We start from the raw sequence: 22,861 nt of genomic DNA, 5'->3' as shown, positions 1-22,861 counted from the left end.
AGGGCCGGTGTGGCAACCGGGGCGGGCAAATCTGCCGCCCCGGTCGGAATGTCAAATTAACGGTAGGGATAACCCGCTTTGGTCATCGTTGCGGCGTAGTCCTTGAACGCCTGTACCACCTTGGCAGAGCGCGGGCTAGAGGCTGCGATTTCGTCCCAGAACTCTTCGGAATCGGCGACAACCTGCGCCCATTCATCGGCCGGAATGGATGTCAGCTCCATCTTCTCGCCTTCGACGCGCAACTTGGCCTCGCCGCCCCAGTACCAGACATCACGATAGTAATGCGATTGGTCGATGGTCGAGCGATAGAGTTGCTGCAGATGCGGCGGCACCTTGTTCCAGCTTTCGGTGTTGGCAAAATAGCTGCCGAACCATGCACCGGTGACAGAGTTGGTCAGGGCGTAGTTGCAGATATCGGCCCAGCCGACCTCGTAAGCTTCGGTAAAGCCGCACCATGCCACGCCGTCAAGTTCGCCGGTTTGCAGCGCAACTTCGACATCGTCCCATGGCACGGTCACCGGGATCAGGCCGTAACGCGACAGGAACTTGCCTGCTGTCGGCACGCCGAACACGCGCTTGCCGCTCATGTCGGCCAGCGAATTGATCGGTTCCTTGGTAAAAATGTGCAGCGGATCCCAGGCACCCGAGGACAGCCATGTGACGTTTTCGACTTCGCCATAAGCTTCGGCCCAGATTTCGTTCAGACCGTAATAGTTGAACAGCGCCGGCACATCGAGACTGTAGCGGGTGGCAAACGGGAAATAACCGCCAAAGACCGAAATATCGACCGGCGAGGCCATTGTCGCGTCATCCGACTGCACCGCATCAATTGTGCCGTTCTGCATGGCACGGAACAGATCGGATGTCGGCACCAGCTGGTCGGCGTAATAGAGTTCTATTTCCATTTCACCGTTCGCAGCGGCGTTGAACGCATCAATCTGCGGTTTGATCACATGCGCGCCCAGCGGTGCGCCCGAATAGGTTTGCAGGCGCCATTTGATCGGCGCGGTCTGGGCGATGGCTGCGGGGGCGGCCAGCGTGGTTGCAGCCGCAGCGCCACCAAGCCCCACGTTCTTCATGAAATTGCGTCGGCTTTCGAGTATCTTTTCAGAGGGCGATTGCGTTTTGGTTTTGTCAGTCATTGTTGTAACACTCCTATGTTGAAAAAAGGTCGGCCTCTTGACGGGCCTGTGGAATTCCGGTTGCTCAGTAACCTCGGAACGTCTGTGGCAGCCAAAGCGCCAGTTGTGGAAAGATCATCACCAGCGCGATGGTGGTGGCCATCATAAGAACAAACGGCCAGATCGACCGGTAGATATCGACCAGCCCGATTTCCTTGGGGGCCATCGCCCGCATCAGGAACAGGTTATAGCCGAAGGGCGGCGTGATATAGGCGATCTGGCAGGTCATGGTATAGAGCACCCCAAACCAGATAAGCGCACCATCAATGCCCAGATCAAGCGTTTTCACCAGCGGGATGTAGAGCGGTGCGACGATGACCAGCATCGCGGTATCGTCCAGAAACATGCCCATGATGATAAAACTGATCTGCATCATGATGATCACCTGCCAGGGCGTCAGTTCCCAGCGGGTGATGAACAGCGATTCCACGGCACGCACCGCGCCGATGCCGTCAAACACCGCGCCAAAGGCCAGTGCAGCCAGGATCAGCCACAGGAACATGCAGGAAATCGCCAGCGTCTTGCGCGCAGTTTCGTGGATCATGTTCCAGGACAGGCGGCGCTTCCATGCAGCGGCCAAAGTGGCCGATGTGGCCCCCACAGCCGAGCTTTCGACAAGGCTGGTCACGCCCATGACGAAAAGGCCCGTCATGCAGAAAAAGATCAGGAACGGAATGATGCCTGCCCGCAGCAGCGCCAGCTTTTCGCGGCGCGGCATGTTCAGTTCTTCGTCTGACACTATGGGTGCCAACGCCGGATTGATCCGGCAGCGCACGATCACATAGATCACGAACATCGTCGCCATCATCAGCCCCGGGATGATCCCCGCCAGCCACAACTGGCTGACCGGCTGGCGCGCGATCATGCCATAAAGAACCATCACCACAGATGGCGGCACCAGAATACCAAGGCTTGATCCGCCTTGCACAACGCCGGAAATCAGCACCTTGTCATAGCCGCGGCGCAACATTTCGGGCAGCGCAATGGTGGCCCCGATGGCCATGCCCGCCACCGAAAGCCCGTTCATCGCGGAAATGATCACCATCAGGAAAATCGTTCCGATCGCCAGTCCGCCGCGCACGCGGCCAAACCAGACATGCAGCATTTTATAAAGGTCTTCGGCAATGCCGGATTCCGACAGCACATAGCCCATGTAAATGAACAGCGGCAGGGTCAGCATCGGGAACCAGTTGAACAGTTTGAACGCCTGACTGAACGGCATTTCCACGCCACCCTGCCCGTAAAGCAGCAGCGCCGCCCCGGCGGCGACAAAGCCGATGGCCGCAAACACCCGCTGCCCCGTCATCAGCAGAACCATCATTGACGCAAACATCAGCGTCGCGATCATTTCATAGCTCATGAAAGATCACCCTGCGGTGCGGTCCGGGCAGCGGCCATGTATTTGAAGAACAGCGAAATGGATTGCAGGATCATCAGCACGATACAGGCCACCATCAGCGCCTTGATCGGAATAACTGACGGGTTCCACATGGAAAACCGCCGCTCGCCGGTATCAATGGCGTATTGCAGGCTGCTGATCGACCCGATCAGCATCACCACCAGATAAAACAGCAGGCAACTGATTGTAATAGCGTCCAACCGCGCCTTGCCGCGATCCGACAAATTGTCGTAAAACAGGTCCATGCGCACATGGCTGTTGTCTTTCAGCGTCTTGGCACCGCCCATGAAATAATAGGCCGCCAGCGTAAACTGGGCCAGTTCCACCGGCCAGTGCAGCGGGATCTGGATGACATTGCGGGTGATCGCATCCAGCAACAGGATGCCGATCATCGCAAAAATCAGGTACATCGCGACATAGCCGACATAATCGGACAGACGATCCACAACGGTGACATAGGACTTGATTGCATTTCTCATTCTGTCGGGACTCTCCACCTCGAACCGGCCTTATTGCAGCACACATTGGGCGGCATCCAGCGCCGACACAACCGCCTGATCGGGCACCTGATCACAGACAAACACATCAACCTCGTCAAGTCGACAGATTTGGAACGCGGCCCGCAAACCCAGTTTCGACGCATGGGCCAGAACGACAGTCTGGTGCGCGTGGGCGATCATTGCTCGTGCCACCTGAGCCTCGTCAAAATCGGAATCCATCGCGCCCGCATCGACATCAAAGGCCGCGACAGTCAGAACCGCACGATCCGCGCGAAAACGCCCGATCTGTTCGATCACCATCGGCCCTGCGGTTTCCGCATTGTCGCCGGAAAACAATCCACCCAGCAGGTACACGGTATTGGTTGCGTTCTGCGCAATCACCTGCGCAACCCGCACCGAATTGGTGATCACCGTCAGACGGTCGATCTTGACCAGATCTTCGGCGCAAATCAGCGTGGTCGATCCGGTATCGACAAAAATCGTTTCGCCGGGTTTGATCAGTTCCGCCAGTTTTCCGGAAATCGCCATTTTTGCGCCCGCGTCTTCGGCCATCCGCTCGTCAAAGCTGCCTTCGGCATGAAGGCGCAACGGCTTTGCCCCGCCATGTATCTTTTGCAGCGCGCCGGTTTCGGCCAGCTTGCCCAGATCGCGGCGGATGGTTTCCAGCGATACGGAAAACGCCTGAGCAAGCGCCTCGACCGTGATCTGGCCGGTGCGCCCCACCATTTCGGCAATTTCCGTGCGGCGTTGTTTTGGCGTCATTGCGCCCGTCCCCCAAAATTCTGGTGCCAACTCTAGCGGGCAGGCCCATGTGTGTGTCAACTGTATTTGCGCGTTTTTTGATCATTCGGTCATGAATAACGCAAATAATTGACTGAACGGTCACTCCGTGGCATAGAATTCGGGCACTCCCGCGCCTGCCTTTTGGCGCAAATGGAATCTGTCCATGCCCGACACCGCCCCCGCCCCTGACCTGTGCCACGATGCGATCATCATTGGTGGTGGCGTGATCGGATGCGCCATTGCGCGTCGCCTGACACTGGAAGGCTGGAACGTGGCGCTGCTGGAAAAAGCGGTGGACATTCTGGATGGCGCATCCAAGGGCAACAGCGCCATTTTGCACACCGGTTTTGACGCGCCCAGCGGATCGCTGGAACAGCAATGCGTCGCCGACGGATATGCAGAATATATTGATATCCATCGCCGCCTGAACCTGTCGCTGGATCGCGCAGGTGCGCTCGTGATCGCCTGGAACGACGCAGAAGAGGCCGCTTTGCCCGCGCTGATGGATCAGGCGCGCGCCAACGGGGTCACGGATATCGCCCCGCTGAGCGCGGCACAAACCCGTGAACTGGAACCGGAACTGGCGCAGGGTGTCAGGGCCAGCTTTCGCGTGCCGCGCGAATATCTGGTCGATCCATGGTCGGCCCCTTATGCCTATCTGATGCAGGCGGTGGTGAACGGCGCGCGCGTTGTGCGCAACTGCACCGTGTCTGGCGGCACGTATCACGGGGATCACTGGCAACTGGAGACCAGCCGCGGGGCGGTTCGGAGCCGCGTGGTGATCAATGCCGCCGGTCTTTATGGCGATCATGTGGACACCATGCTGATCGGCCAAAACACGTACACGATCCACCCGCGCAAGGGGCAGTTCGTGGTCTATGACAAACCCGCAGCGGCGCTGACCCGCCATATCCTGCTGCCGGTACCCACCAAAGTGACGAAAGGCATTGTGGTGTGCCGCACGATCTGGGGCAATCTGCTGGTCGGCCCCACCGCCGAAGAGCAGGATGCGCGCGACACCGCGACGCTGGACCCCGCCACACTGGACAGCCTGCGCCAGCGCGGGGCCGAGATTCTGCCGGCTCTGGCCGCACATGAGTTAACGGCGCTTTACGCCGGATTGCGCCCCGCGACCGAATTCAAGGATTACCAGATCAGCGCCCATGCAGACCGCGCCTATGTCAGTGTCGGTGGCATCCGCTCGACAGGGCTCAGTTCCGCACTTGGGACGGCGCGGCACGTGCACAAGCTTTGCGCCGGTCTGATCGAACGCGCGCCCCTGCCCGCGCCCCACTGGCCGCAGGTGCCCAATCTGGCCGAGGACGGCCCGCGTGACTGGCAATGTGCCGGCAACGGCGGCATCATCTGCCATTGTGAAAAGGTGACGCGGCGCGACATCGAAACCGCATTGTCAGGCCCGCTCCGTGCCACCAGCCTGGCCGGGCTGAAACGGCGCACGCGCGTGACGATGGGACGGTGTCAGGGCAATTACTGTGTTGCGCCACTGGCCGACATCACACGCGGCCGGCTGGATCAGCCGATCCCGGGTGCTGACGATGGCTGAGTCGTTGCAGGACGCCATTCTGATCGTGGGCGGCGGCCCGTCCGGTCTGGCTGCGGCCACCGCATTGCGCCGCCTTGGTGTGCCCCGCGTGATCGTGCTGGAACGCGAGCCAATGGCAGGCGGCATTCCGCGCCATTGCGGCCATTATCCGTTCGGGCTGCGTGAATACGGGCGTATGATGAAAGGCCCCGATTATGCCCGCCATCTGGTGCGCACCGCACAAGAGGCAGGCGTTGAAATCCGCACACAGGTGACGGTGACGGACCTTGCGCCCGGTCCTGCGGTATCTGTCACTGGCCCGTCCGGGCCACAGGTGCTGGCGCCACGGCTGGTGCTGCTGGCGACCGGTGCACGCGAAACATCGCGGGCTGCGCGTCTGCTGGGGGGCACCAAACCGGGCGGTGTGATCACCACCGGCACATTGCAAAGCATGGTCTATCTGCATGGCCAGCGCCCGTTCCGGCAGCCTGTCATTCTGGGCACCGAACTGGTGTCGTTTTCCGCGATCCTGACATGCCGCCATCTGGGCATCCGCCCCGCCGCCATGATCGAACCCAATGGGCGCACCACCGCCCGCTGGCCCACGGCCCTGTTTCCGCGACTGGCGCGCGTTCCGCTGTTGCTGGGCACAGAGATCACGGCCATCCACGGGCGCGACCGCGTCACATCCGTGTCGGTGCGCGATACGCGCGGGTCGCGCGATATTGCCTGCGACGGGGTGATCGTCAGCGGCGCTTTCCGCCCCGATGCCGCCGTGTTGCAGCGCAGCCACCTGCGCATTGACCCTGCCAGTGGCGGCCCCGAGATCGACCAGTACGGGCGGTGCAGTGATCCGGATTATTTTGCCGCTGGAAACCTATTGCGCGCGGTGGAAACCGCCGGGTGGAGCTGGCGCGAGGGCTGGCGCATGGCGCAGATCATGGCTGAAGTGCTGCAGCGGCCGCTGCCCGATCCATCTGAAGATACAATCACGCTGAACGGCGACGCGTTGGCCTATTGCGTGCCCCAGCGTCTGGCCGGGTCCGGCGGGCCATCGCCGTTGCGCGGGTTCCAGTTGCGGGTGAACCGTGCGGTCAAAGGCACATTGGTGATGCGGGTGGACGGGCAGATCACAACCCGCAAACCGGTTGAGACCTTACCGGAACGGCGTATTCTATTGCCCTATCCCGATACCCGGAACGCCGGGAAAATCGACATAACACTGGACGAAACAGCATGAAAACACTGGCCATAGATCAGGGCACCACCAGCACCCGTGCGGTTCTGGTGTCGCAAGACGGGTCGGCACAGTTGTTGCATTCGGTGCAACACCGCCAGATCTATCCCGCGCCGGGCCACGTGGAACATGATGCGGGCGAACTGCTGGACAACCTGCGCGCCTGTCTTGCGGCGGCGCAGGGCGTGGACGGGATCACCGCGGTGGGGCTGGCCAATCAGGGCGAAAGCTGTCTGGCGTGGGATGGCGAGACAGGGGAACCCATCTGCCCCGTGATCGTCTGGCAGGATGATCGCACCGCGCCCGGACTGGTTGCACTGGCGGATCATGCCGATCTGGTCATGCAGCGCGCGGGGCTGCCAATTGATGCCTATTTTTCCGCCTCGAAACTGGGCTGGATCATGCGCAACGTGCCCGCGGCAAAGACCCTTGCGGCCAAGGGGACATTGCGGCTGGGGACAACGGATGCCTATTTTCGCGACCGCTTGTGCAACCGCTTTGAAACCGATCCGACAACCGCCTCTCGCACATCCTTGATGGCACTGGACAGTTGCAAGTGGGACGAGGATTTATGTGACCTGTTTGGCGTGCCGGTCAGTGCCCTGCCCCGGATTGTTCCTACAAATGGCGATCTGGGCCTTCTTGAAGGTACCGACCTGACATTGCGCGCCAGCATCGTGGACCAGCAGGCGGCGCTTTACGGGCATCGCTGCCGTGCGGCCGGGGATACCAAGATCACGTTCGGCACCGGCGCGTTTGCCCTAAGCGTGACCGGCCCGGCCCTGATCCGCAGTGCCGGCGGGCCGCTGCCCACGGTGGCATGGCAAAAAACGGGCGAACCACCGACCTATGCGCTGGATGGCGGCGTTTATGCGGCATCCTCGGCGATCAACTGGGCGCAGGGGCTGGGCCTGTTTGACGGGTTCGACACCATCAACCGTTTTGACGCCGATCCCGCAATTGCGCGTGGATTGGCCTTTGTTCCGGCGCTGTCCGGTCTGGCCTGCCCTCACTGGGACCGGCATGCGCGCGGGGCGTGGATGGGGTTGGCGCTGGACACGACGAAGGGTGACATGATGCAGGCCGTGCTGGAGGGCGTGGCCTTTCGCATGGCCGAAGTGGTGCAGGTGATCGAGGCGTTGCAACCGCTGGCGCGCACCGTGTCGATTGACGGCGGATTGTCGGCAAACCCCTATTTCTGCGCGTTTCTGGCGGATGCGCTGAACCGTGATGTGATCGTATCCGACGAAGCAGAACTGACAGCGATGGGCACCGCCATGCTGGCCGCCGAGGCGGCGGGGGGCGAGATCGATACGCCGTTGCAGGGCCAGACGATCAAAACGCGGGGGCAGCCCCCCGCGTTTCAGAACCGGTTTCGCGCCGCGCGCGATGCGGTGCAGGCTTTTGGCACCGTCAGCCCCTAGTGGTCGGACAGCGATCCTTTGGCGTGGCCTGCCAACCCGCCCGAAACTTCTTCGGTCGACTCGCCGCTTAGCTCTTCGGGCAGCATCAGGTTCAGCACGATGGCGATCAGCGCGGCGGGCAACAGGCCCGACGTCATCAGAATACGCAGCGCATCAGGCAGGTATTGCACCGCCTTCGGGTCCAGTTGCAGGCCCAGCCCGACGGACAGGGAAATCGCGAAAATTACCATGTTGCGCCGGTTCCAGTTCACATCCGACAACATCGAGATCCCCGCGGCCACGACCATGCCGAACATCACGATGACACCGCCGCCCAACACTTCGATGGGAATTGTGCGGATTACCGCGCCGACCTTGGGCACCAGCCCGCACAGGATCAGAAAAACCGCACCAATTGTCACAACGTGGCGGCTCATCACGCCGGTCATGGCGATCAGGCCGACATTCTGGCTGAACGAGGTGTTTGGAAAGCCGCCAAAGATACCGGCCACCGCACTGCCCACACCATCGGCATAGGTTGCGCCCTGAATTTCCTGATCCGTTGCCTCGCGCCCCGCGCCGCCCTTGGTGATCCCCGATACATCGCCCACGGTTTCCACCGCCGACACGAACGCCATCAGGCAGAACCCGACGATCGCGGCCACGCTGAATTCGAACCCGTATTTGAACGGTACCGGCAATTGCAGCGCCGCGGCGCGCCCCCAGCTGGTTGCGATCGCATCGAACGTGACCATACCCACGACCAGCGCATAGGCATATCCCACGATGATCCCGATCACCACGGCCGATACCGCCAGCATTCCACGGGCATAGAATTTCAGGCCCAGCGTGACAAAGATGACCACCAGCGCAGCGGACCAGTTCAGCAGACTGCCGTATTCAGGCTTGTCGATCGCGGGAACACCACCGGCGGCATACTGGATACCGACCTTGACCAGCGCCAGACCGATCATCGTGACCACCAGACCGGTCACAAGCGGCGGCAGGGCAAAACGGATTTTGCCGATCACCGTGCCCAGCAGTGCGTGGAACACCCCGCCGATCAGCACGCCGCCGAACAGGGCGGGCAATGCCTCGACCCCTTTGCCTGCGACCAGTGGGACCATGATCGGGATAAAGGCGAAACTGGTCCCCTGCACAATCGGCAACCGCGCCCCCACCGGCCCCATGCCGATGGTCTGGAACAGCGTCGCGATACCGGCAAACAGCATAGACATCTGGATCAGGTAGGTCATGTCCGGAAAGCCCTGCGCGCCGGCATCCGAACCGAACCCAAACCCTGCGGCCCCCGCGATGATGATCGCCGGTGTCACGTTGGATACGAACATGGCCAGCACATGCTGGATGCCCAGTGGAATGGCCTTGTGCAGCGCGGGCGTATAATCCGGATCGCGCAACTGTTCCGGCGTGCCGATGGATGTATCTGTCATTTGGAGTGTCCCTGTTGGTTTCTGTCCGGCCTTTCTGGCCGCACTTGTTTTTAGTCAACGGTGTATGGGGTTTCGAACCAGTACTCCTGCAAATTCGCGCCGGCCCCGATCCGGTCGATCACGGCAAAAATGCCATTGCCCGCAAGGGGTGTCAGCACGCCGTGCCATATGTTGCGGTGCAGGTTGATGCCCTGCCCCGCAGCCGTGAGAAACGCCAGCGGTGTCGCCGGAACGCCGCCCTGATCAGGCGCGACGATCACCAGAAACGGATCGGTCCCCAGCGGAATAAACGCCTGACTGCCATCGGGGTGACGTTCGACCATGTCCAATGTGTAGGGCAGCGCGCGGATCTGTGCGCGAAACATGCTGATGCCCGCGCGCCCATCCCCGAAATCAAGTTTTGCGCGGTCGTGATACCGCCCGCACCGGCCCTGATTGATCAATTTGTCCGGCGCGCCCTCACATTCCAGCACATCGCCAAAGGGGGCGAACCTTTCGGCATTCAGCGGCTGGATGCGTATAGAGGATGTCACTGCGGTCTGGCCCTGCGGTTGGAATTCTTGCGCTTCACTGCACCCTACCATATTTCAAAACAATCAGAATCTTTATCAAAAAAAACACGAAACACTGTAATTCAATCGCGGCTTTGCCTTTTGGCGTACGGATTGGCAGAGTGATGGCGACATATCGAAAGGGCAGGCTATGACCGGATATTTGACAACCCATGTTCTGGATACCGCGCGCGGATGCCCGGCCGAAGGCATGACAATCGAACTTTACCGGATCGATAATGAACGCGCGACGCATCTGCGTACCTTACGCACCAATGCCGACGGGCGGACAAACGAACATATTCTGCCTGCGGGCGAATTTTCAGCCGGCATCTACGAATTGCGGTTCTATGCCGGCAGCTATCTGGACGGCACTGGCACCCCATCGGAAGAACCGCGGTTTCTGGACGTGATCCCGCTGCGCTTTGGCATGTCAAAGGCGGCGCATTACCATGTGCCGTTGCTGTTGTCGCCATTCGGCTATTCCACTTACCGGGGCAGTTGAAACACCGCTTCTGATGCGCGTACGGCCACGCGCACACGATCTGTCATGAATTCCATGAACAGGCGCGTTTTGGGGTCCTGATGGCGGCGGTGCGTGTAAAGGCACGCCATCTGGATCGGCACCGGCGGCGTGTCTTGCGCCACGGGTACCAAACGCCCGGCCTTCAGGTGTTCCGCCACTTCGAACACCGGTTTCATGGCGATCCCCTGCCCGTCCAGCGCCCAATCTGTCAGCACATCGCCATCATCGGATTCCAGCCGGCCACTGACCGCGAATTTGCGCGGCCCGTCCTTTGTGATCAGCCGCCACTGGAATTCGGTCGCGCCGGGAAAGCGCAGGTTCAGACATTCGTGCTTGCCCTCGATCAGGGCGCTGCCATTGGCCGGGTTGCCGCGGCGTGCGATATAGTCGGGCGCGGCACACAGCACCCTCTGGCAATCCGCAATCGGGCGAATGCGCAGATTGCTGTCTTCGGGCTGGCCCAGAAAAAACGCCACGTCCAGCCCTTCGGCCGTAATATCCACCTTGCGGTCGGTCAGGCGCAAGCGCACGTCGACCATCGGATATTCATTCGCAAATTCCGGCACATGCGGCGCGATCAACCGCCGCCCGACCCCCAGCGGCGCGGCCACGTGCAACAGCCCCTTGGGGTTGTCCGTCATGTCCATCACCAACGCCTCTGCGGTTTCCACTGCCTCGAGCACGGCGCAAGCCCCGCCGTAAAACGCCTGCCCCTGCGCCGTAGGTGTCAAGCTGCGGGTTGTACGCTGGAACAGACGCACGCTCAGGTGCTCTTCCAGTTGGGAAATACGCGAGGACGTGACCGCAGGTGAAATACGCAGATCGCGCCCCGCCGCAGACATACTGCCCAGTTCATAGACGCGCACGAAGGTGCGGATGTTATCAAGATACGACATTGATCGTTATTGTTCGTTTATTTTTGATACAGCTTGGCAATATATGGGAATACAGAATAAACGCGCGTCTGGCTAGGGTGTGCCGGACGAAAGCGGAGGGCAAGGCATGTACGATCTGGCAATCATCTGGGACTGGCTGGGCTTTGCCGTGCGCTGGCTGCACGTGATCACTGCTATTGCTTGGATCGGATCGTCTTTCTATTTTGTGGCGCTTGATCTGGGCCTGCGCAAATCCCCGCATCTGCCCAAGGGTGCGCATGGCGAGGAATGGCAGGTCCATGGCGGCGGGTTTTACCACATCCAGAAATATCTGGTTGCCCCCGACCAGATGCCCGACCACCTGATCTGGTTCAAATGGGAAAGCTATGCCACATGGCTGTCAGGGGCAGCCTTGTTGATGATCGTCTACTGGGTCGGCGCCGAACTCTATCTGATTGACGCGAACAAGGCCGATCTGGCGGTGTGGCAGGCCATCCTGATTTCGGCCGCTTCCCTGACAATCGGCTGGATCGTTTACGACTTTCTTTGCAAATCCGGCCTGGGCGAACGCCCGACGGCACTGATGCTACTGTTGTTTGTGCTGCTGGTGATCATGTCGTGGGGTTATAACCAGATATTCACGGGGCGCGCCGCACTTCTGCATCTGGGGGCGTTCACCGCCACAATCATGACGGCGAACGTGTTTTTGATCATCATGCCCAACCAGCGCGTTGTGGTTGCCGATCTCAAGGCGGGACGCACGCCCGACCCGAAATACGGCAAGATCGCAAAACTTCGGTCGACCCATAACAATTACCTGACACTGCCGGTGATTTTTCTGATGCTGTCCAACCACTATCCGCTGGCCTTCGGAACCCAGTACAGTTGGCTGATTGCCAGCATCATCTTTCTGACCGGGGTGACCATCCGGCACTATTTCAACACCATGCACGCCACCGGCAAAGGCCCGCACTGGACATGGGCAGTGACGGTGCTGTTGTTCATTCTGATCGCGTGGCTGTCCACCATGCCCGGCCATGACAGTTATGAAGACGCCGAGGCGCGCGCGCTGACGCCGCATGAAGCCCGGTTTGCCGATGCCGCAGGGTTTGAAGAAGCGCAAGATATCGTGCTGGGGCGCTGTTCCATGTGCCATGCGCGCGAACCGGTGTGGGAAGGCATGCACTGGGCGCCCAAAGGTGTGTTTCTGGAAACCACATCCGACATTACCAAACATGCGCGCGATATCTATTTGCAGGCCGGTGTCAGCCACGCCATGCCGCCTGCCAACATTACCGATCTGCCCCCCGAAGACCGCCGCAAGATCATCGCATGGTATCGCGCGGGCAAATCCTGAGACAGGATCGTGCGACGCAGCCCAACCCATAAGCAAAACCTATCAAACAATATCATTTAGCGATTTTACACATGCCGGCGATTGCCCGACGCTTGATCCCTGATGCCCTGCGCTGAACCGGAAAGCCTTGCGATGACAAATGCCGGCCCAAGCCCAAAGCTTTTATCACAAACTGCACAAGTCTTACAGAAAGTTGATGTATTTTCGGGCAATCTGTTCCAAGGTGCCTTGGGGGATACTGCACGACATGAAGAGACTCACATTTAGCGTTGACCAAAACGTTCAGCCTGACGGAAATGGGACATCATTAGCCTGCGTCACAAAAATTTTGGAAACTCCCTTTAAGCGCAACACATCGAAGCAGCATTTTTTCATGACAATAAGGGCGAAAATGCCCGGGCTGTCCTGGCGGGACAGCGAAAAGAAAACCAACAAGGAGAAGACACCGATGAAGAGATTATTACTGTCCAGTGCGGCGCTGTTTGCCTTTTCGGGCGCAGCGATGGCGGCCTGCCCGGCTGTTACCGTTGCGGACCCGATGGGTGTTGCTGCGGGCGCGTACCCCCAGCAATACGAACTGGCCGAAATTCAAAGCCTTGCAGACTGCACGATGGAGTTTTCCGAAAACCCCGATATCGCGGCCTTGAACAGCCGTATTCGCGGCAATCCGGAGGTGCCCGCGCTGGCAGACCGCCTGCCCTCGGAACCGCTGGTTGTCGCACCTTATGAGATGATCGGCACCTATGGCGGGATGTTCAACGCCCTGTCCAACGCGACCGAAGCCGGCACATCCGACTTTATGTCGGTCCGCCACGTAAACCTTGTGCGCTATGCCGATGATCTTACGACAATTGTGCCCAACGTTGCAAAAAGCTGGTCATGGAACGACGATTTCACGCAGCTGACCTTTGTTCTGCGCGAAGGCCACAAATGGTCCGACGGACAACCCTTTGGCGCGGAAGACGTTGAATTCTGGTACGAGAATCTGGCGCTTGATCCGAATGTGATCGAAAGCCCGAAAGACTATGTGCTGGCCGGTGGCGAACCGATGACGGTTGATGTCATTGATGCGCAAACCGTGCGCTTTAACATGCCGTCGCCAAAACCCGGCTTTCTGGCGCACTTTGCCAACCATTATGCCCAAGGTTTTCAGCCCAAGCATTTTCTCGGCCAGTTCCACCCCGCGATCAACCCTGACGCCGATGCTTTGGCACAGGCGGCCGGTTTCGAAAGCGGCTATGACGTGGTCAAGGCCTATTACGGCAGTTCCGACTGGATGGACACACCGACACCGATGCTGTCGCACCCTGACAAGGTTGCCAACCTGCCCCTTGATGCGGCGCCTACACTGGAAAGCCACATCGTGATTTCGGAAACCACCGAAGGCCGCCAGTTCGTTGCCAACCCGTATTTCTATATGGTCGATACGGCCGGTAACCAGCTTCCCTATATCAACGAGATGGACGAGATCTTTGTTGGCGAAAGCGAAGTGCGTCTTTTGAAGCTGGTCAACGGCGAAGTTGATTACAAGGCGCAGGCCCTGCAAATCGACTATGTGCCTCTGCTGCTGGAAAATCAGGAAAAGGGCGGTTTTGTCGTCGATCTGAAACCGGATATCACGATGCCGACCTTTGCGTTCAACGTCACGTCCGACGATCTTGAAAAGCGCAAGGTGTTTGGTGATCTGCGGTTCCGTCAGGCGATGTCTGTCGCCATGAACCGCGACGAAATCAACGAAGTCGCGATGTTCGGCCTTGGCGAACCCCAGCAGTATATCGGGTTTTCGCCGACACCCAGCTTTGTTCCGGCAGAGTGGGAACAGCACTATGCGCAGTTCGATCCCGATATGGCGAATTCGCTGCTGGACGAGGTTGGCATGGTCGATACCGATGGTGACGGCATGCGCGAACTGCCCAATGGCGACAAGCTGACACTGAACCTTCAGGTTGCCACCCAGGGCATGTCGATCAAGATCGTCGAACTGGTTGGTCAGAACTGGCGCGATGTTGGCATCGACAACACCGTGAAAGAGGTCACAACCGACGAATACCGTTCGGCGCAGTCCTCGAACCAGCTGGATGTCACGATGTACGAGAAAAGCGTGCCGCTGGCTGTCGTTCTGGGCAACGCGGAAATCTTCATTCCCCCGTTTGACAACTATTTCAACATGCGCACAGCCATGTTGTGGGGCGAATACGTGCAATCCGAAGGCACTGCCGGTGTGAAACCGCCAGAGTATGTGTACGAGATGATGGAAGACATCAAAGCGTTTCAGGCCACCCCGGTGGGCACACCTGAATCAGACGCTTTGGGCCTGAAACTGGTCGAGAACATGACCGGCAACCTGCTGTTCATCGGCACGGTGAAAGAACAGAAGCCGATCTACTTTTCGTCATCGTTGAAGAATACCACGCCGTTCAAGACCGCATCTTATGCCTATTACCGGACGTACCCCTACCGTCCGTCGCAGTGGTTCCTGACTGAATAAGCCTGTCGAAAGACATTTTTGACACCTGTGCGGGCCGCTATTGCGGCCCGCACGATAAAAACCGAACCCGATAACGGGTCGTTTCATTCTGCGGGGGCGCGAAAACACTTATGGTCCAATTTCTACGGTTTGCGACGATCCGCGCCGCGCTCGCTATTTTCACACTCTGCCTTGTTTCGTTCATCGTGTTCTTCCTGATGGAACTGGTGCCCGGTGATTGCGCCGAACGCTATCTGGCTTTCAAGAACTCTCAGGGCGCGCAGATTTCCATCGCCGATATCGAGGCCGAACGCGCCCGACTGGGGCTTGACCGCCCGTTCATGGAGCGTTGGCTTAGCTGGTTGTTCAACGCCTTTCGGGGCGAATTTGGCGACAGTTGCATCTTGCGGCTGGATATCAACCAGTTGCTGGGCCAGAAGGTCTGGCTGAGCGTTGGCATCTGCCTTGGATCGCTGTTTCTGGCCTATGCCATTGCCGTTCCGGTTGGCATCATCGCCGCCACGTCGCGCAACCCTTTCCTGAACAACGGCCTGCGTCTGGTCAGCTATCTTGGACTGGCGCTGCCCAACTTTCTGCTGGCGCTGATGATCATGCTGTTTTCCACGGTGATGTTCGGCGACAGTCTGACGGGGCTGTTTTCACCGGAATACCGCGATGCGCCGTGGAACTGGGACAAGATCAAGGATTTCATGGGCCATGTCTGGCTGCCGGTTTTCATTCTGGGCTGGTCGGCAACGGCCTTTGCGATCCAGACCGTGCGCGCGTTGATGTCGGATGAAATCAGCAAGCTTTACGTCACCGCAGCCGCCGCACGCGGTGTATCGGGGCGCCATCTGCTGATGCGCTATCCGGCGCGTCACGCGCTTAGCCCGATCATCAATTCGCTGGGGTTCGATCTGAACCGGATTTTCAACGAACTGCCGATTGTCGCCCTGATCCTGACCCTGACCGAGGCCGGATCCCTGCTGATCGAGGCACTGGCCCGGTCGAACGATCAGCAGCTTGCCGGGGCAATCATCTTTTTCCTGACCGGCACGATCGTCGCCATCAACTTTATCACGGACATCGTTCTGGCCCTGGTTGATCCGCGCATCCGTCACAGCATTCTGGGGTAAATGATATGACCGATACCAATTTTCCCGATACAGCCGTCGACCAAAGCGCCAAGGATGCCTATTTCACGGCCTCTCAGGGGCAGTTGATCTGGACGCGGTTCAAAAAGCAGAAATCGGCAATGGTGGGTGCCTGGGTGCTGGTCTTTCTGATCCTGTCGGGCCTGTTCGCCCCGTTCCTGACCCCCTACGACCCGACAATCGCGGGGCGCGACAAGGATTACCTGAACGGCGCACCGCAAATTCCGCAATTCTGCGATGACAACGGCTGTTCTTGGCGCCCCTTTGTCTACACTTACGAACGGGAACGATCGATCCAGACGAATTTCCGCTGGGTCGACAAGGTGAACACGGACAAGCGGCGCTATTTGCAGTTCTTTACCGAAGGCACGCCCTACCAACTGTTCGGGATGACATTCCAGACGCGCCTGTTCGGTGTGGACCAAGGGTATGTGCACCTGTTCGGCACGGATTCGACCGGCAAGGATATTTTTTCCCGCACCTTTCACGCTATCAACACATCCTTGGCTGTGGGCACAATCGGGGTGTTCATCGCCTTTGTGCTGGCCCTGATCATCGGGGGCATATCAGGATATTACGGCGGCTGGATCGACAGTTTCATACAAATGGTCACGGATGCGGTGCGAACGATACCGGCCATACCTCTGTTCATGGCGCTGGCCGCCTTTATTCCGGACACGTGGAGCGCGGAAGAAAGGTTTTTCTTCATTTCGATCATTCTGGGCTTTATCGGCTGGCCGACGCTTGCCCGCCGTGTGCGCACCCATTTGCTGACCGAGCGCAATCAGGAATATGTTCTGGCTGCACAGCTATGTGGCGCATCGTCGGGCCATGTGATCCGCAAGCATCTGTTGCCCAGTTTTACCAGTTATATCATCGTCGATCTGGTGATTTCATTTCCCTATATGGTGCTGTCTGAAACCGCGCTCAGCTTTATCGGGCTGGGATTGAAAGACCCTGTCAATTCGCTGGGCGTGATGCTGCAAAACGTCACCAGCGCCGATGTTCTGCTGAACTATCAGTGGTACTTCATTCCAGTGATCTTTTTCATCATCCTTGTCATGGCCTTTGTGTTTGTCGGCGACGGATTACGCGATGCGGCCGATCCGTACGGAGAGACAAAGAAATGACGATCCGCAAGGTTACACAGAATGATATGGACCGGATTGGCGAAATCGCCGAGGCTTCCGATCTGTTTCCTGCAGATTACCTGCCCGACATGATCGCACCGGCGTTCAACGGAGCACCGGATCACTGGTTGCTGTCAGAAGACACGGGGCAAATCGACGGCTTTGCATTTGCGCGCCCCGAAGAAATGGCGGACGGTGTCTGGAACATCCTGGCTATCGCAGTCTCGGAAAACGCGCGCGGAAACGGCGTCGCCACCCGATTGTTGCGTGAAATGGAAACGTCGCTGGATGCCAGAATGATCATCATTGAAACCACGCAACTGCCCGAGCAACTGGCAGCGCGAAAGCTATATCAAAAAGAAAACTACGAAGAAGAGGGACGTGTGCGCGACTATTACGCCAACGGAGAAGACAAGGTCATCTTTCGAAAGGTCATCTCATGGGCCGCTTGATCGATGTTGAAAACCTGACCCTGAAATTTGACACCGACGAAGGCCGCATAACCGCCGTCGACAATGTGTCCTTCAGTCTGGAAGCGGGCGAAGTGATGGGTCTGGTCGGCGAAAGCGGATCGGGAAAATCCGTGACTGCGAAATCGCTGATGAAGCTGAACCCGCGCAATGCCGTTTACGGCGAACAGACCAAGATTGCCCTGCATCTGGACGACGGCCCTGTCGACGTGATGTCGCTGCACACGGACCGCGACATGAAAATCGTGCGCGGCGGGGCGATATCGCTGATTTTTCAGGAACCGATGGCCAGCTTTGCGCCTACGATCTCGATCGGAGATCAGATGGTCGAGCAATTGCAGATTCATACGAATTTTTCCAAGGCGCAGGCCAAGGAATTGTCGATCGAGATGCTGGACAGGGTCGGAATTTCCGACGCGGGGACGCGGTTCAAGCAATATGCGTTTGAACTGTCGGGGGGGATGCGACAGCGCGCAATGATCGCGATGGCTCTGTCAACCAAACCCAAGTTGCTGATCGCGGACGAGCCGACAACCGCGCTGGATGTGACCATTCAGGCGCAGGTGATCGACCTGATGAAAGATCTGGTGTCAGAATTCGGCATGGGCATCATTTTCATCACCCATGATCTGGGCGTGATCGCACAAACCGCGGATACGGTTGCGGTGATGTATCTGGGCCGGCTGGTTGAAAAAGGCACGGTGCGCGATGTGATCCGCAAACCGGCGCACCCGTATACGCGCGGGTTGCTGGCCGCGCTGCCAACGCTGGATGATATCGACGCGCCGCTGACGCCGATACCGGGGGATATCCCCTCGCCGCTGGAACGGCCGTCGGGCTGTGTATACAACACCCGCTGTCAGGAACTTCTGGGGCCGCGCTGTGCGCGCGAGGTACCCGAGTTTACGCAGGTCGACACCGACCACCGGGTGGCATGCCATCTGAATGATCCCAAAGGCGGTGCCCAATGAGCCAGAAGCCTCTTATTTCGGCGCAGGGCCTGTCGGTTCATTACCCTTTGCGCGGCGGATTGATCGGGCCAAAACCGTTTGTACGCGCGGTTGAAAACGTAACGATCGATGTCGCACCGGGCAGTTTTTTCGGTCTGGTCGGGGAAAGCGGCTCCGGCAAGACAACGCTGGGGCGTGCCATGCTCAAGGCGGCGCCGATCAGCCAGGGGGATGTTCACTTTGACGACGGCGAAGTCAAATATTCGCTGAAATCCCTGGGGGCCAGGGAGCTTAAGGATTATCGCAAAAGGGCGCAGTTGATTTTTCAGGATCCCTACGCCGCGCTAAGCCCGCGCATGACTGTGCGCGACATCATCGCCGAACCGCTTGAGGTGATGGGGCTGACAAAGACGCGCGAAGAAACCGACGCGCGCGTGCGAGAGATTGCCGCCAAATGCCGGTTGAACCTTGAACACCTGCGGCGGTTTCCGCACGCGTTTTCGGGCGGGCAGCGACAACGCATTTCAATTGCGCGCGCGCTGGTATCCGGCCCGAAATTCATCGTGGCCGATGAAAGCGTTGCGGCCCTTGATGTGTCCATTCAGGCTGACGTGCTGAACCTTTTGAAGGCCATTCAGCAAGATATGGGACTGACCTTCCTGTTCATCAGCCACGACCTGAGCGTGGTTGCCCATGTCTGCGATCATGTGGCTGTGATGTATCTGGGCCGGCTGGTGGAAACCGCACCGACACGCACGTTGTTTTCAACCCCGCGCCATCCCTACACTCAGGCACTGCTGTCCGCGATCCCTTCGCTGGACCCCGATGATCGCGGCAAGGCGCAGAAACTGGAAGGCGAAATCCCCTCGCCCACCAACCCGCCGCCGGGATGCAAGTTCCAGACACGATGCCCTTTTGCGGTTGATATCTGCCGCATCAAGGAACCGGCTTTGGAAAGTGCCGGTGTCGAGCACAATGTAGCCTGTCACCGCTGGAAGGAACTGGCGCAATAGCCTGTTGAACAGTGCTTCAAATCAGGATTAGGTGCCGCCACCGGCAGACAGGAGCGCGCCATGTCACGCAGACGCAATGTGTTGTTCATCACAATCGACCAGTTGCGCGCCGATACGGTGTTCGGCGATCTGGCTGCGCATGTGGACATGCCAAACCTGCGCGCACTGATGGAGGACGCCGTTACCTTCACGCGGCACTATTCCGTCACCAATCCCTGCGGCCCGTCGCGGGCCTCTTTGCTGACCGGGCAATATGCGATGAACCACCGCAGCATCCGCAACGGCACGCCACTGCGCCATGATGCGCCCAACATCGCCACCGAGGCCCGCAAAAAAGGCTATATGCCGATGCTGTTCGGCTATACTGATACCGCACAGGATCCGCGCGCCTACCCTGCGGGCGATCCCGCGCTGACAACCTATGAAATGCCGATGAACGGATTTCACGAAGCGGTTGAAATGCGGCTTGAGGAATCCTTTCCCTGGCGCGCTGATCTGGTGGCCAAGGGTTATGACTGTCCCGATTACGCGGATTTCTACAAGCCAGTCGCTGCCAAGGGGGCCGAACCGCGCATCGACGATCCGGCGTTCTACAGCGCCGAAGACAGCGACACGGCGTTTCTGACAAATGCGTTTCTGCGCGATCTGGCGGTGCGCGGCGATGCGCCGTGGTTCAGCCACATCACCTATATTCGCCCGCATCCGCCGCTGGTGGCCCCTGCCCCCTATAACCGGATGTACGATCCCGCCGGCGTGCCGATGCCCAAACGCCTCTCGCGCGGGGATGAGGCCGCGATACATCCGTTTTTCGGCCCCGCAGTGGACAATTATCAGGCGAAGAACACGGTGTCGGGATTTGCTGATCTGCCCGAAGATGATCTGACGATCCGGACGCTGCGCGCGCTTTATCTGGGTCTTGCCACCGAAGTGGATGCCCATATCGGGCGCATTCTGAAGGCGCTGAAGGACAGCGGCCAGTATGACGATACCCTGATCGTGATCAGCGCCGATCACGGCGAAATGCTGGGCGACCGGCAGGCCTGGGGTAAAATGTCATGCTATGATGCGGCCTATCACACGCCGTTGATTATCCGCGATCCGGATGCGCCTGCGGGGTTCGGCCGCCGCGTTTCCGAATTGACCGAAGCGGTGGATATTGCGCCCACCATTCTGCGCTGGATCGGGCAGGATGTGCCATCGTCCATGAACGGCAGGGCGCTGCAACCCTTCGTGCAAGGCGATTCGCCCGAAGACTGGCGCACCCATTCCTATTCCGAGCTTGATTTCGGTGATCCCGTCAGCCCGACACTGTGGCAACGCCAACTGAACCTGCCCGCGCACCTTTGCAATCTGGCGATCCTGCGGGGGCCGCGATACACACTGGTGCATTTCAACGCGGGTTTGCCCCCGTTGCTGTTTGACCGGGCGGGCGATGGTGAGTGGACCAACATTGCCGCCGATGCAGATGCCGCCCCGATCCTGCTGGAGATGACCCAACGCCTGCTGAACCACCGCATGGCCCATGCCGACAGTACATTGTCCAATATCATGATCACCGCCGATGGCCCCGTGACGGGGACGCGCGAAAGCTGCGCATAAAGGCATCCCGATCCGTCAAACCATGACGATTCTTGCATTTACCTCTTGATTTTGAGCGCAGACACAAATTTTTTGTTGTGTCGGCTTTGTCTCTGCCCGTAGCCTGATTTCAGGAGCCCGGATGCTGCTGTGATTTTCCCGGGCCGATCAGGGAGATAACAAATGAATCAATCTTATTTCACATCGAAAACACTGCGCGCCACCACGGTTCTGGCCTGCGCCACACTGGCCTTTTCAACACCGGCACTGGCCGAAAAAATCGTGATTTCGAATTGGGATGGTTACATGCCGCCCGATCTGCTGGAAAACTTTACCGCCGCAACCGGGATCGAGGCGGAATTGTCGGTGCACGGCACCAACGAAGAAATCATGGGCAAAGTGGTTGCCGGTGGCGGCAAGGGATATGACGTGCTGTTCGTATCCTCGCCCTTTGCCGAGGCGCTGCACAATCTGGGCCTTGCGGCAACACTGGATCATGGCAAAATCCCGAATGTCACAAACCTTTATCCCGAAGCGAACGAACTGGCACATGATCCGGGCAATACGTTTTCGATGCCTTATGCGTGGGGCACGACGGGCCTGTGTTACCGCAGCGACATGATGGATGCACCGACATCCTGGACGGACCTGCTGCAACCCGGTGACGATCTGAAGGGCAAGATCACCATGCTGTCGACCGACCGCTGGCTGATGGGCGCGGCGGCGCTGGCAATGGGCAAATCGCTGAACGACACATCAGATGAAACCCTGGCCGCGGCCAAGGACATGCTGGTCGCGACCAAGGGCGATCTGCTGGCTTATGACGACGCGACATTCTATGCCAAGCTGGTGTCGGGCGAAGCCACGATGGTGCAGGCATGGGACGGCTGGTGCAACTACGGCATCGCCGAAAACCCAGATATCAAATACGTGATCCCATCCGAAGGATCAGACCTTTGGGTGGATTCCATCGTTGTCACCGAAGCGTCCGAAAACAAAGACGCGGCGCATGCGTTCGTAAATTACATTCTGAGCGAGGATGTCGGCACATGGGTGGCCAGCAACATCCTTTACAAGGTGCCCAACAAGGCGGCGATGGATGCGCTTGATCCTTCGCTGGCGGAAACCTTTTCAAATATGGCCATGGCCCCTGCCGACATGCTGAAATACGAACAGTTGCGCGATCTGGGCGACGGGCAAAAGGCGTTCGCGCGCACCGTGACCGAAATCATGGCGGCGCAATAGGGATCGCATTGGCGGATACGCGGCCCCTGCGCCGCGTATCCCTGCGCT

General features: G+C 58.9%; 20 protein-coding genes. 13 read left to right on the top strand and 7 right to left on the bottom strand.

Annotated features, from left to right (window positions below):
• Positions 1-56: 56 nt before the first annotated feature.
• The 4 genes from dctP to C1J05_RS07665 all read right to left on the bottom strand — a co-directional run bounded on the left by dctP (position 57) and on the right by C1J05_RS07665 (position 3,842).
• Positions 57-1,142, bottom strand: coding sequence for a TRAP transporter substrate-binding protein DctP (gene dctP / locus C1J05_RS07680; protein WP_114869735.1), 1,086 nt, complete (start codon positions 1,140-1,142; stop codon positions 57-59).
• A 64-nt stretch (positions 1,143-1,206) separates the two neighbouring features.
• A complete protein-coding gene (locus C1J05_RS07675) occupies positions 1,207-2,541 on the bottom strand; it encodes a TRAP transporter large permease (protein ID WP_114869734.1) in 1,335 nt (444 codons plus the stop codon).
• A complete protein-coding gene (locus C1J05_RS07670; RefSeq protein ID WP_114869733.1) occupies positions 2,538-3,059 on the bottom strand; it encodes a TRAP transporter small permease subunit in 522 nt (173 codons plus the stop codon). The genes C1J05_RS07675 and C1J05_RS07670 overlap by 4 nt, the downstream gene beginning before the upstream one ends.
• A 30-nt stretch (positions 3,060-3,089) precedes the next feature.
• Positions 3,090-3,842 (bottom strand): DeoR/GlpR family DNA-binding transcription regulator, encoded by a 753-nt coding sequence (locus C1J05_RS07665; RefSeq protein ID WP_114869732.1) that lies wholly within the window; start codon positions 3,840-3,842, stop codon positions 3,090-3,092.
• A gap of 184 nt (positions 3,843-4,026) precedes the next feature.
• Between C1J05_RS07665 and C1J05_RS07660 the strand changes: the two genes are divergently transcribed.
• From C1J05_RS07660 to C1J05_RS07650, 3 genes are read left to right on the top strand one after another with little or no spacing between them, the layout of a single operon-like run.
• Positions 4,027-5,427, top strand: coding sequence for an NAD(P)/FAD-dependent oxidoreductase (locus C1J05_RS07660; protein WP_114869731.1), 1,401 nt, complete (start codon positions 4,027-4,029; stop codon positions 5,425-5,427).
• Positions 5,420-6,646, top strand: coding sequence for an NAD(P)/FAD-dependent oxidoreductase (locus C1J05_RS07655; protein WP_205389171.1), 1,227 nt, complete (start codon positions 5,420-5,422; stop codon positions 6,644-6,646). Before C1J05_RS07660 ends, C1J05_RS07655 begins: the two co-directional genes overlap by 8 nt.
• A complete protein-coding gene (locus C1J05_RS07650; protein ID WP_114869730.1) occupies positions 6,643-8,067 on the top strand; it encodes an FGGY family carbohydrate kinase in 1,425 nt (474 codons plus the stop codon). The genes C1J05_RS07655 and C1J05_RS07650 overlap by 4 nt, the downstream gene beginning before the upstream one ends.
• Here the strand turns inward: C1J05_RS07650 and C1J05_RS07645 are convergent.
• Together C1J05_RS07645 and C1J05_RS07640 are read right to left on the bottom strand one after the other, a co-directional pair.
• Complete coding sequence (locus tag C1J05_RS07645) at positions 8,064-9,497, bottom strand: uracil-xanthine permease family protein (protein ID WP_114869729.1); 1,434 nt, start codon at positions 9,495-9,497, stop codon at positions 8,064-8,066. The genes C1J05_RS07650 and C1J05_RS07645 overlap by 4 nt on opposite strands.
• Positions 9,498-9,547: 50 nt before the next feature.
• Positions 9,548-10,030, bottom strand: a complete 483-nt coding sequence (locus C1J05_RS07640; protein WP_254684740.1) for an ureidoglycolate lyase — start codon at positions 10,028-10,030, stop codon at positions 9,548-9,550.
• Between the two features lie 169 nt (positions 10,031-10,199).
• Between C1J05_RS07640 and uraH the strand changes: the two genes are divergently transcribed.
• Positions 10,200-10,553, top strand: a complete 354-nt coding sequence (uraH, locus tag C1J05_RS07635; protein WP_114869727.1) for a hydroxyisourate hydrolase — start codon at positions 10,200-10,202, stop codon at positions 10,551-10,553.
• Here uraH and C1J05_RS07630 read toward each other — a convergent pair.
• Positions 10,538-11,470, bottom strand: coding sequence for a LysR family transcriptional regulator (locus C1J05_RS07630; RefSeq protein ID WP_114869726.1), 933 nt, complete (start codon positions 11,468-11,470; stop codon positions 10,538-10,540). The two genes, uraH and C1J05_RS07630, sit on opposite strands and share 16 nt — an antisense overlap.
• A 106-nt stretch (positions 11,471-11,576) precedes the next feature.
• Here C1J05_RS07630 and C1J05_RS07625 point away from each other — a divergent pair, with 106 nt between their 5' ends.
• The 9 genes from C1J05_RS07625 to C1J05_RS07585 all read left to right on the top strand — a co-directional run bounded on the left by C1J05_RS07625 (position 11,577) and on the right by C1J05_RS07585 (position 22,813).
• Positions 11,577-12,806, top strand: a complete 1,230-nt coding sequence (locus tag C1J05_RS07625; RefSeq protein ID WP_114869725.1) for a urate hydroxylase PuuD — start codon at positions 11,577-11,579, stop codon at positions 12,804-12,806.
• A 448-nt stretch (positions 12,807-13,254) separates the two neighbouring features.
• Positions 13,255-15,294 carry an ABC transporter substrate-binding protein gene (locus C1J05_RS07620; protein WP_114872188.1) on the top strand — a complete coding sequence of 680 codons (2,040 nt, stop codon included), beginning with the start codon at positions 13,255-13,257 and terminating at the stop codon, positions 15,292-15,294.
• A 110-nt stretch (positions 15,295-15,404) separates the two neighbouring features.
• On the top strand, positions 15,405-16,409 hold the full coding sequence (locus C1J05_RS07615; protein ID WP_114869724.1) for an ABC transporter permease: 1,005 nt from the start codon (positions 15,405-15,407) through the stop codon (positions 16,407-16,409).
• Positions 16,410-16,414: 5 nt separating this feature from the next.
• The gene (locus tag C1J05_RS07610; protein ID WP_114869723.1) at positions 16,415-17,557 is read left to right on the top strand and encodes an ABC transporter permease; all 1,143 of its coding nucleotides are present in this window, start codon (positions 16,415-16,417) and stop codon (positions 17,555-17,557) included.
• Positions 17,554-18,009 carry a GNAT family N-acetyltransferase gene (locus C1J05_RS07605; RefSeq protein WP_114869722.1) on the top strand — a complete coding sequence of 152 codons (456 nt, stop codon included), beginning with the start codon at positions 17,554-17,556 and terminating at the stop codon, positions 18,007-18,009. The genes C1J05_RS07610 and C1J05_RS07605 overlap by 4 nt, the downstream gene beginning before the upstream one ends.
• Positions 17,997-18,998: an ABC transporter ATP-binding protein gene (locus tag C1J05_RS07600; RefSeq protein WP_114869721.1), complete on the top strand. Its 1,002-nt coding sequence runs from the start codon at positions 17,997-17,999 to the stop codon at positions 18,996-18,998. The genes C1J05_RS07605 and C1J05_RS07600 overlap by 13 nt, the downstream gene beginning before the upstream one ends.
• Positions 18,995-19,990 (top strand): ABC transporter ATP-binding protein, encoded by a 996-nt coding sequence (locus C1J05_RS07595; RefSeq protein ID WP_114869720.1) that lies wholly within the window; start codon positions 18,995-18,997, stop codon positions 19,988-19,990. Before C1J05_RS07600 ends, C1J05_RS07595 begins: the two co-directional genes overlap by 4 nt.
• Positions 19,991-20,050: 60 nt before the next feature.
• Entirely contained in the window at positions 20,051-21,589 is a 1,539-nt protein-coding gene (locus C1J05_RS07590; RefSeq protein WP_114869719.1) for a sulfatase-like hydrolase/transferase, read from the top strand.
• Between the two features lie 162 nt (positions 21,590-21,751).
• On the top strand, positions 21,752-22,813 hold the full coding sequence (locus C1J05_RS07585) for a polyamine ABC transporter substrate-binding protein (RefSeq protein ID WP_114869718.1): 1,062 nt from the start codon (positions 21,752-21,754) through the stop codon (positions 22,811-22,813).
• The last annotated feature ends 48 nt before the right edge of the window (positions 22,814-22,861 follow it).

This window comes from Sulfitobacter sp. JL08, assembly GCF_003352045.1.
Classification (GTDB): Bacteria; Pseudomonadota; Alphaproteobacteria; order Rhodobacterales; family Rhodobacteraceae; genus JL08.
The sequence above is the reverse complement of the archived record's forward strand: the minus strand, read 5'-3'. Positions and strand labels throughout refer to the sequence as shown.

Coding starts and splice junctions, on each gene's coding strand:
- dctP (WP_114869735.1), bottom strand. CDS start 1,142: ATGACTGACAAAACCAAAACGCAATCGCCCTCTGAAAAGATACTCGAA.
- C1J05_RS07675 (WP_114869734.1), bottom strand. CDS start 2,541: ATGAGCTATGAAATGATCGCGACGCTGATGTTTGCGTCAATGATGGTT.
- C1J05_RS07670 (WP_114869733.1), bottom strand. CDS start 3,059: ATGAGAAATGCAATCAAGTCCTATGTCACCGTTGTGGATCGTCTGTCC.
- C1J05_RS07665 (WP_114869732.1), bottom strand. CDS start 3,842: ATGACGCCAAAACAACGCCGCACGGAAATTGCCGAAATGGTGGGGCGC.
- C1J05_RS07660 (WP_114869731.1), top strand. CDS start 4,027: ATGCCCGACACCGCCCCCGCCCCTGACCTGTGCCACGATGCGATCATC.
- C1J05_RS07655 (WP_205389171.1), top strand. CDS start 5,420: ATGGCTGAGTCGTTGCAGGACGCCATTCTGATCGTGGGCGGCGGCCCG.
- C1J05_RS07650 (WP_114869730.1), top strand. CDS start 6,643: ATGAAAACACTGGCCATAGATCAGGGCACCACCAGCACCCGTGCGGTT.
- C1J05_RS07645 (WP_114869729.1), bottom strand. CDS start 9,497: ATGACAGATACATCCATCGGCACGCCGGAACAGTTGCGCGATCCGGAT.
- uraH (WP_114869727.1), top strand. CDS start 10,200: ATGACCGGATATTTGACAACCCATGTTCTGGATACCGCGCGCGGATGC.
- C1J05_RS07630 (WP_114869726.1), bottom strand. CDS start 11,470: ATGTCGTATCTTGATAACATCCGCACCTTCGTGCGCGTCTATGAACTG.
- C1J05_RS07625 (WP_114869725.1), top strand. CDS start 11,577: ATGTACGATCTGGCAATCATCTGGGACTGGCTGGGCTTTGCCGTGCGC.
- C1J05_RS07620 (WP_114872188.1), top strand. CDS start 13,255: ATGAAGAGATTATTACTGTCCAGTGCGGCGCTGTTTGCCTTTTCGGGC.
- C1J05_RS07615 (WP_114869724.1), top strand. CDS start 15,405: ATGGTCCAATTTCTACGGTTTGCGACGATCCGCGCCGCGCTCGCTATT.
- C1J05_RS07610 (WP_114869723.1), top strand. CDS start 16,415: ATGACCGATACCAATTTTCCCGATACAGCCGTCGACCAAAGCGCCAAG.
- C1J05_RS07605 (WP_114869722.1), top strand. CDS start 17,554: ATGACGATCCGCAAGGTTACACAGAATGATATGGACCGGATTGGCGAA.
- C1J05_RS07600 (WP_114869721.1), top strand. CDS start 17,997: ATGGGCCGCTTGATCGATGTTGAAAACCTGACCCTGAAATTTGACACC.
- C1J05_RS07595 (WP_114869720.1), top strand. CDS start 18,995: ATGAGCCAGAAGCCTCTTATTTCGGCGCAGGGCCTGTCGGTTCATTAC.
- C1J05_RS07590 (WP_114869719.1), top strand. CDS start 20,051: ATGTCACGCAGACGCAATGTGTTGTTCATCACAATCGACCAGTTGCGC.
- C1J05_RS07585 (WP_114869718.1), top strand. CDS start 21,752: ATGAATCAATCTTATTTCACATCGAAAACACTGCGCGCCACCACGGTT.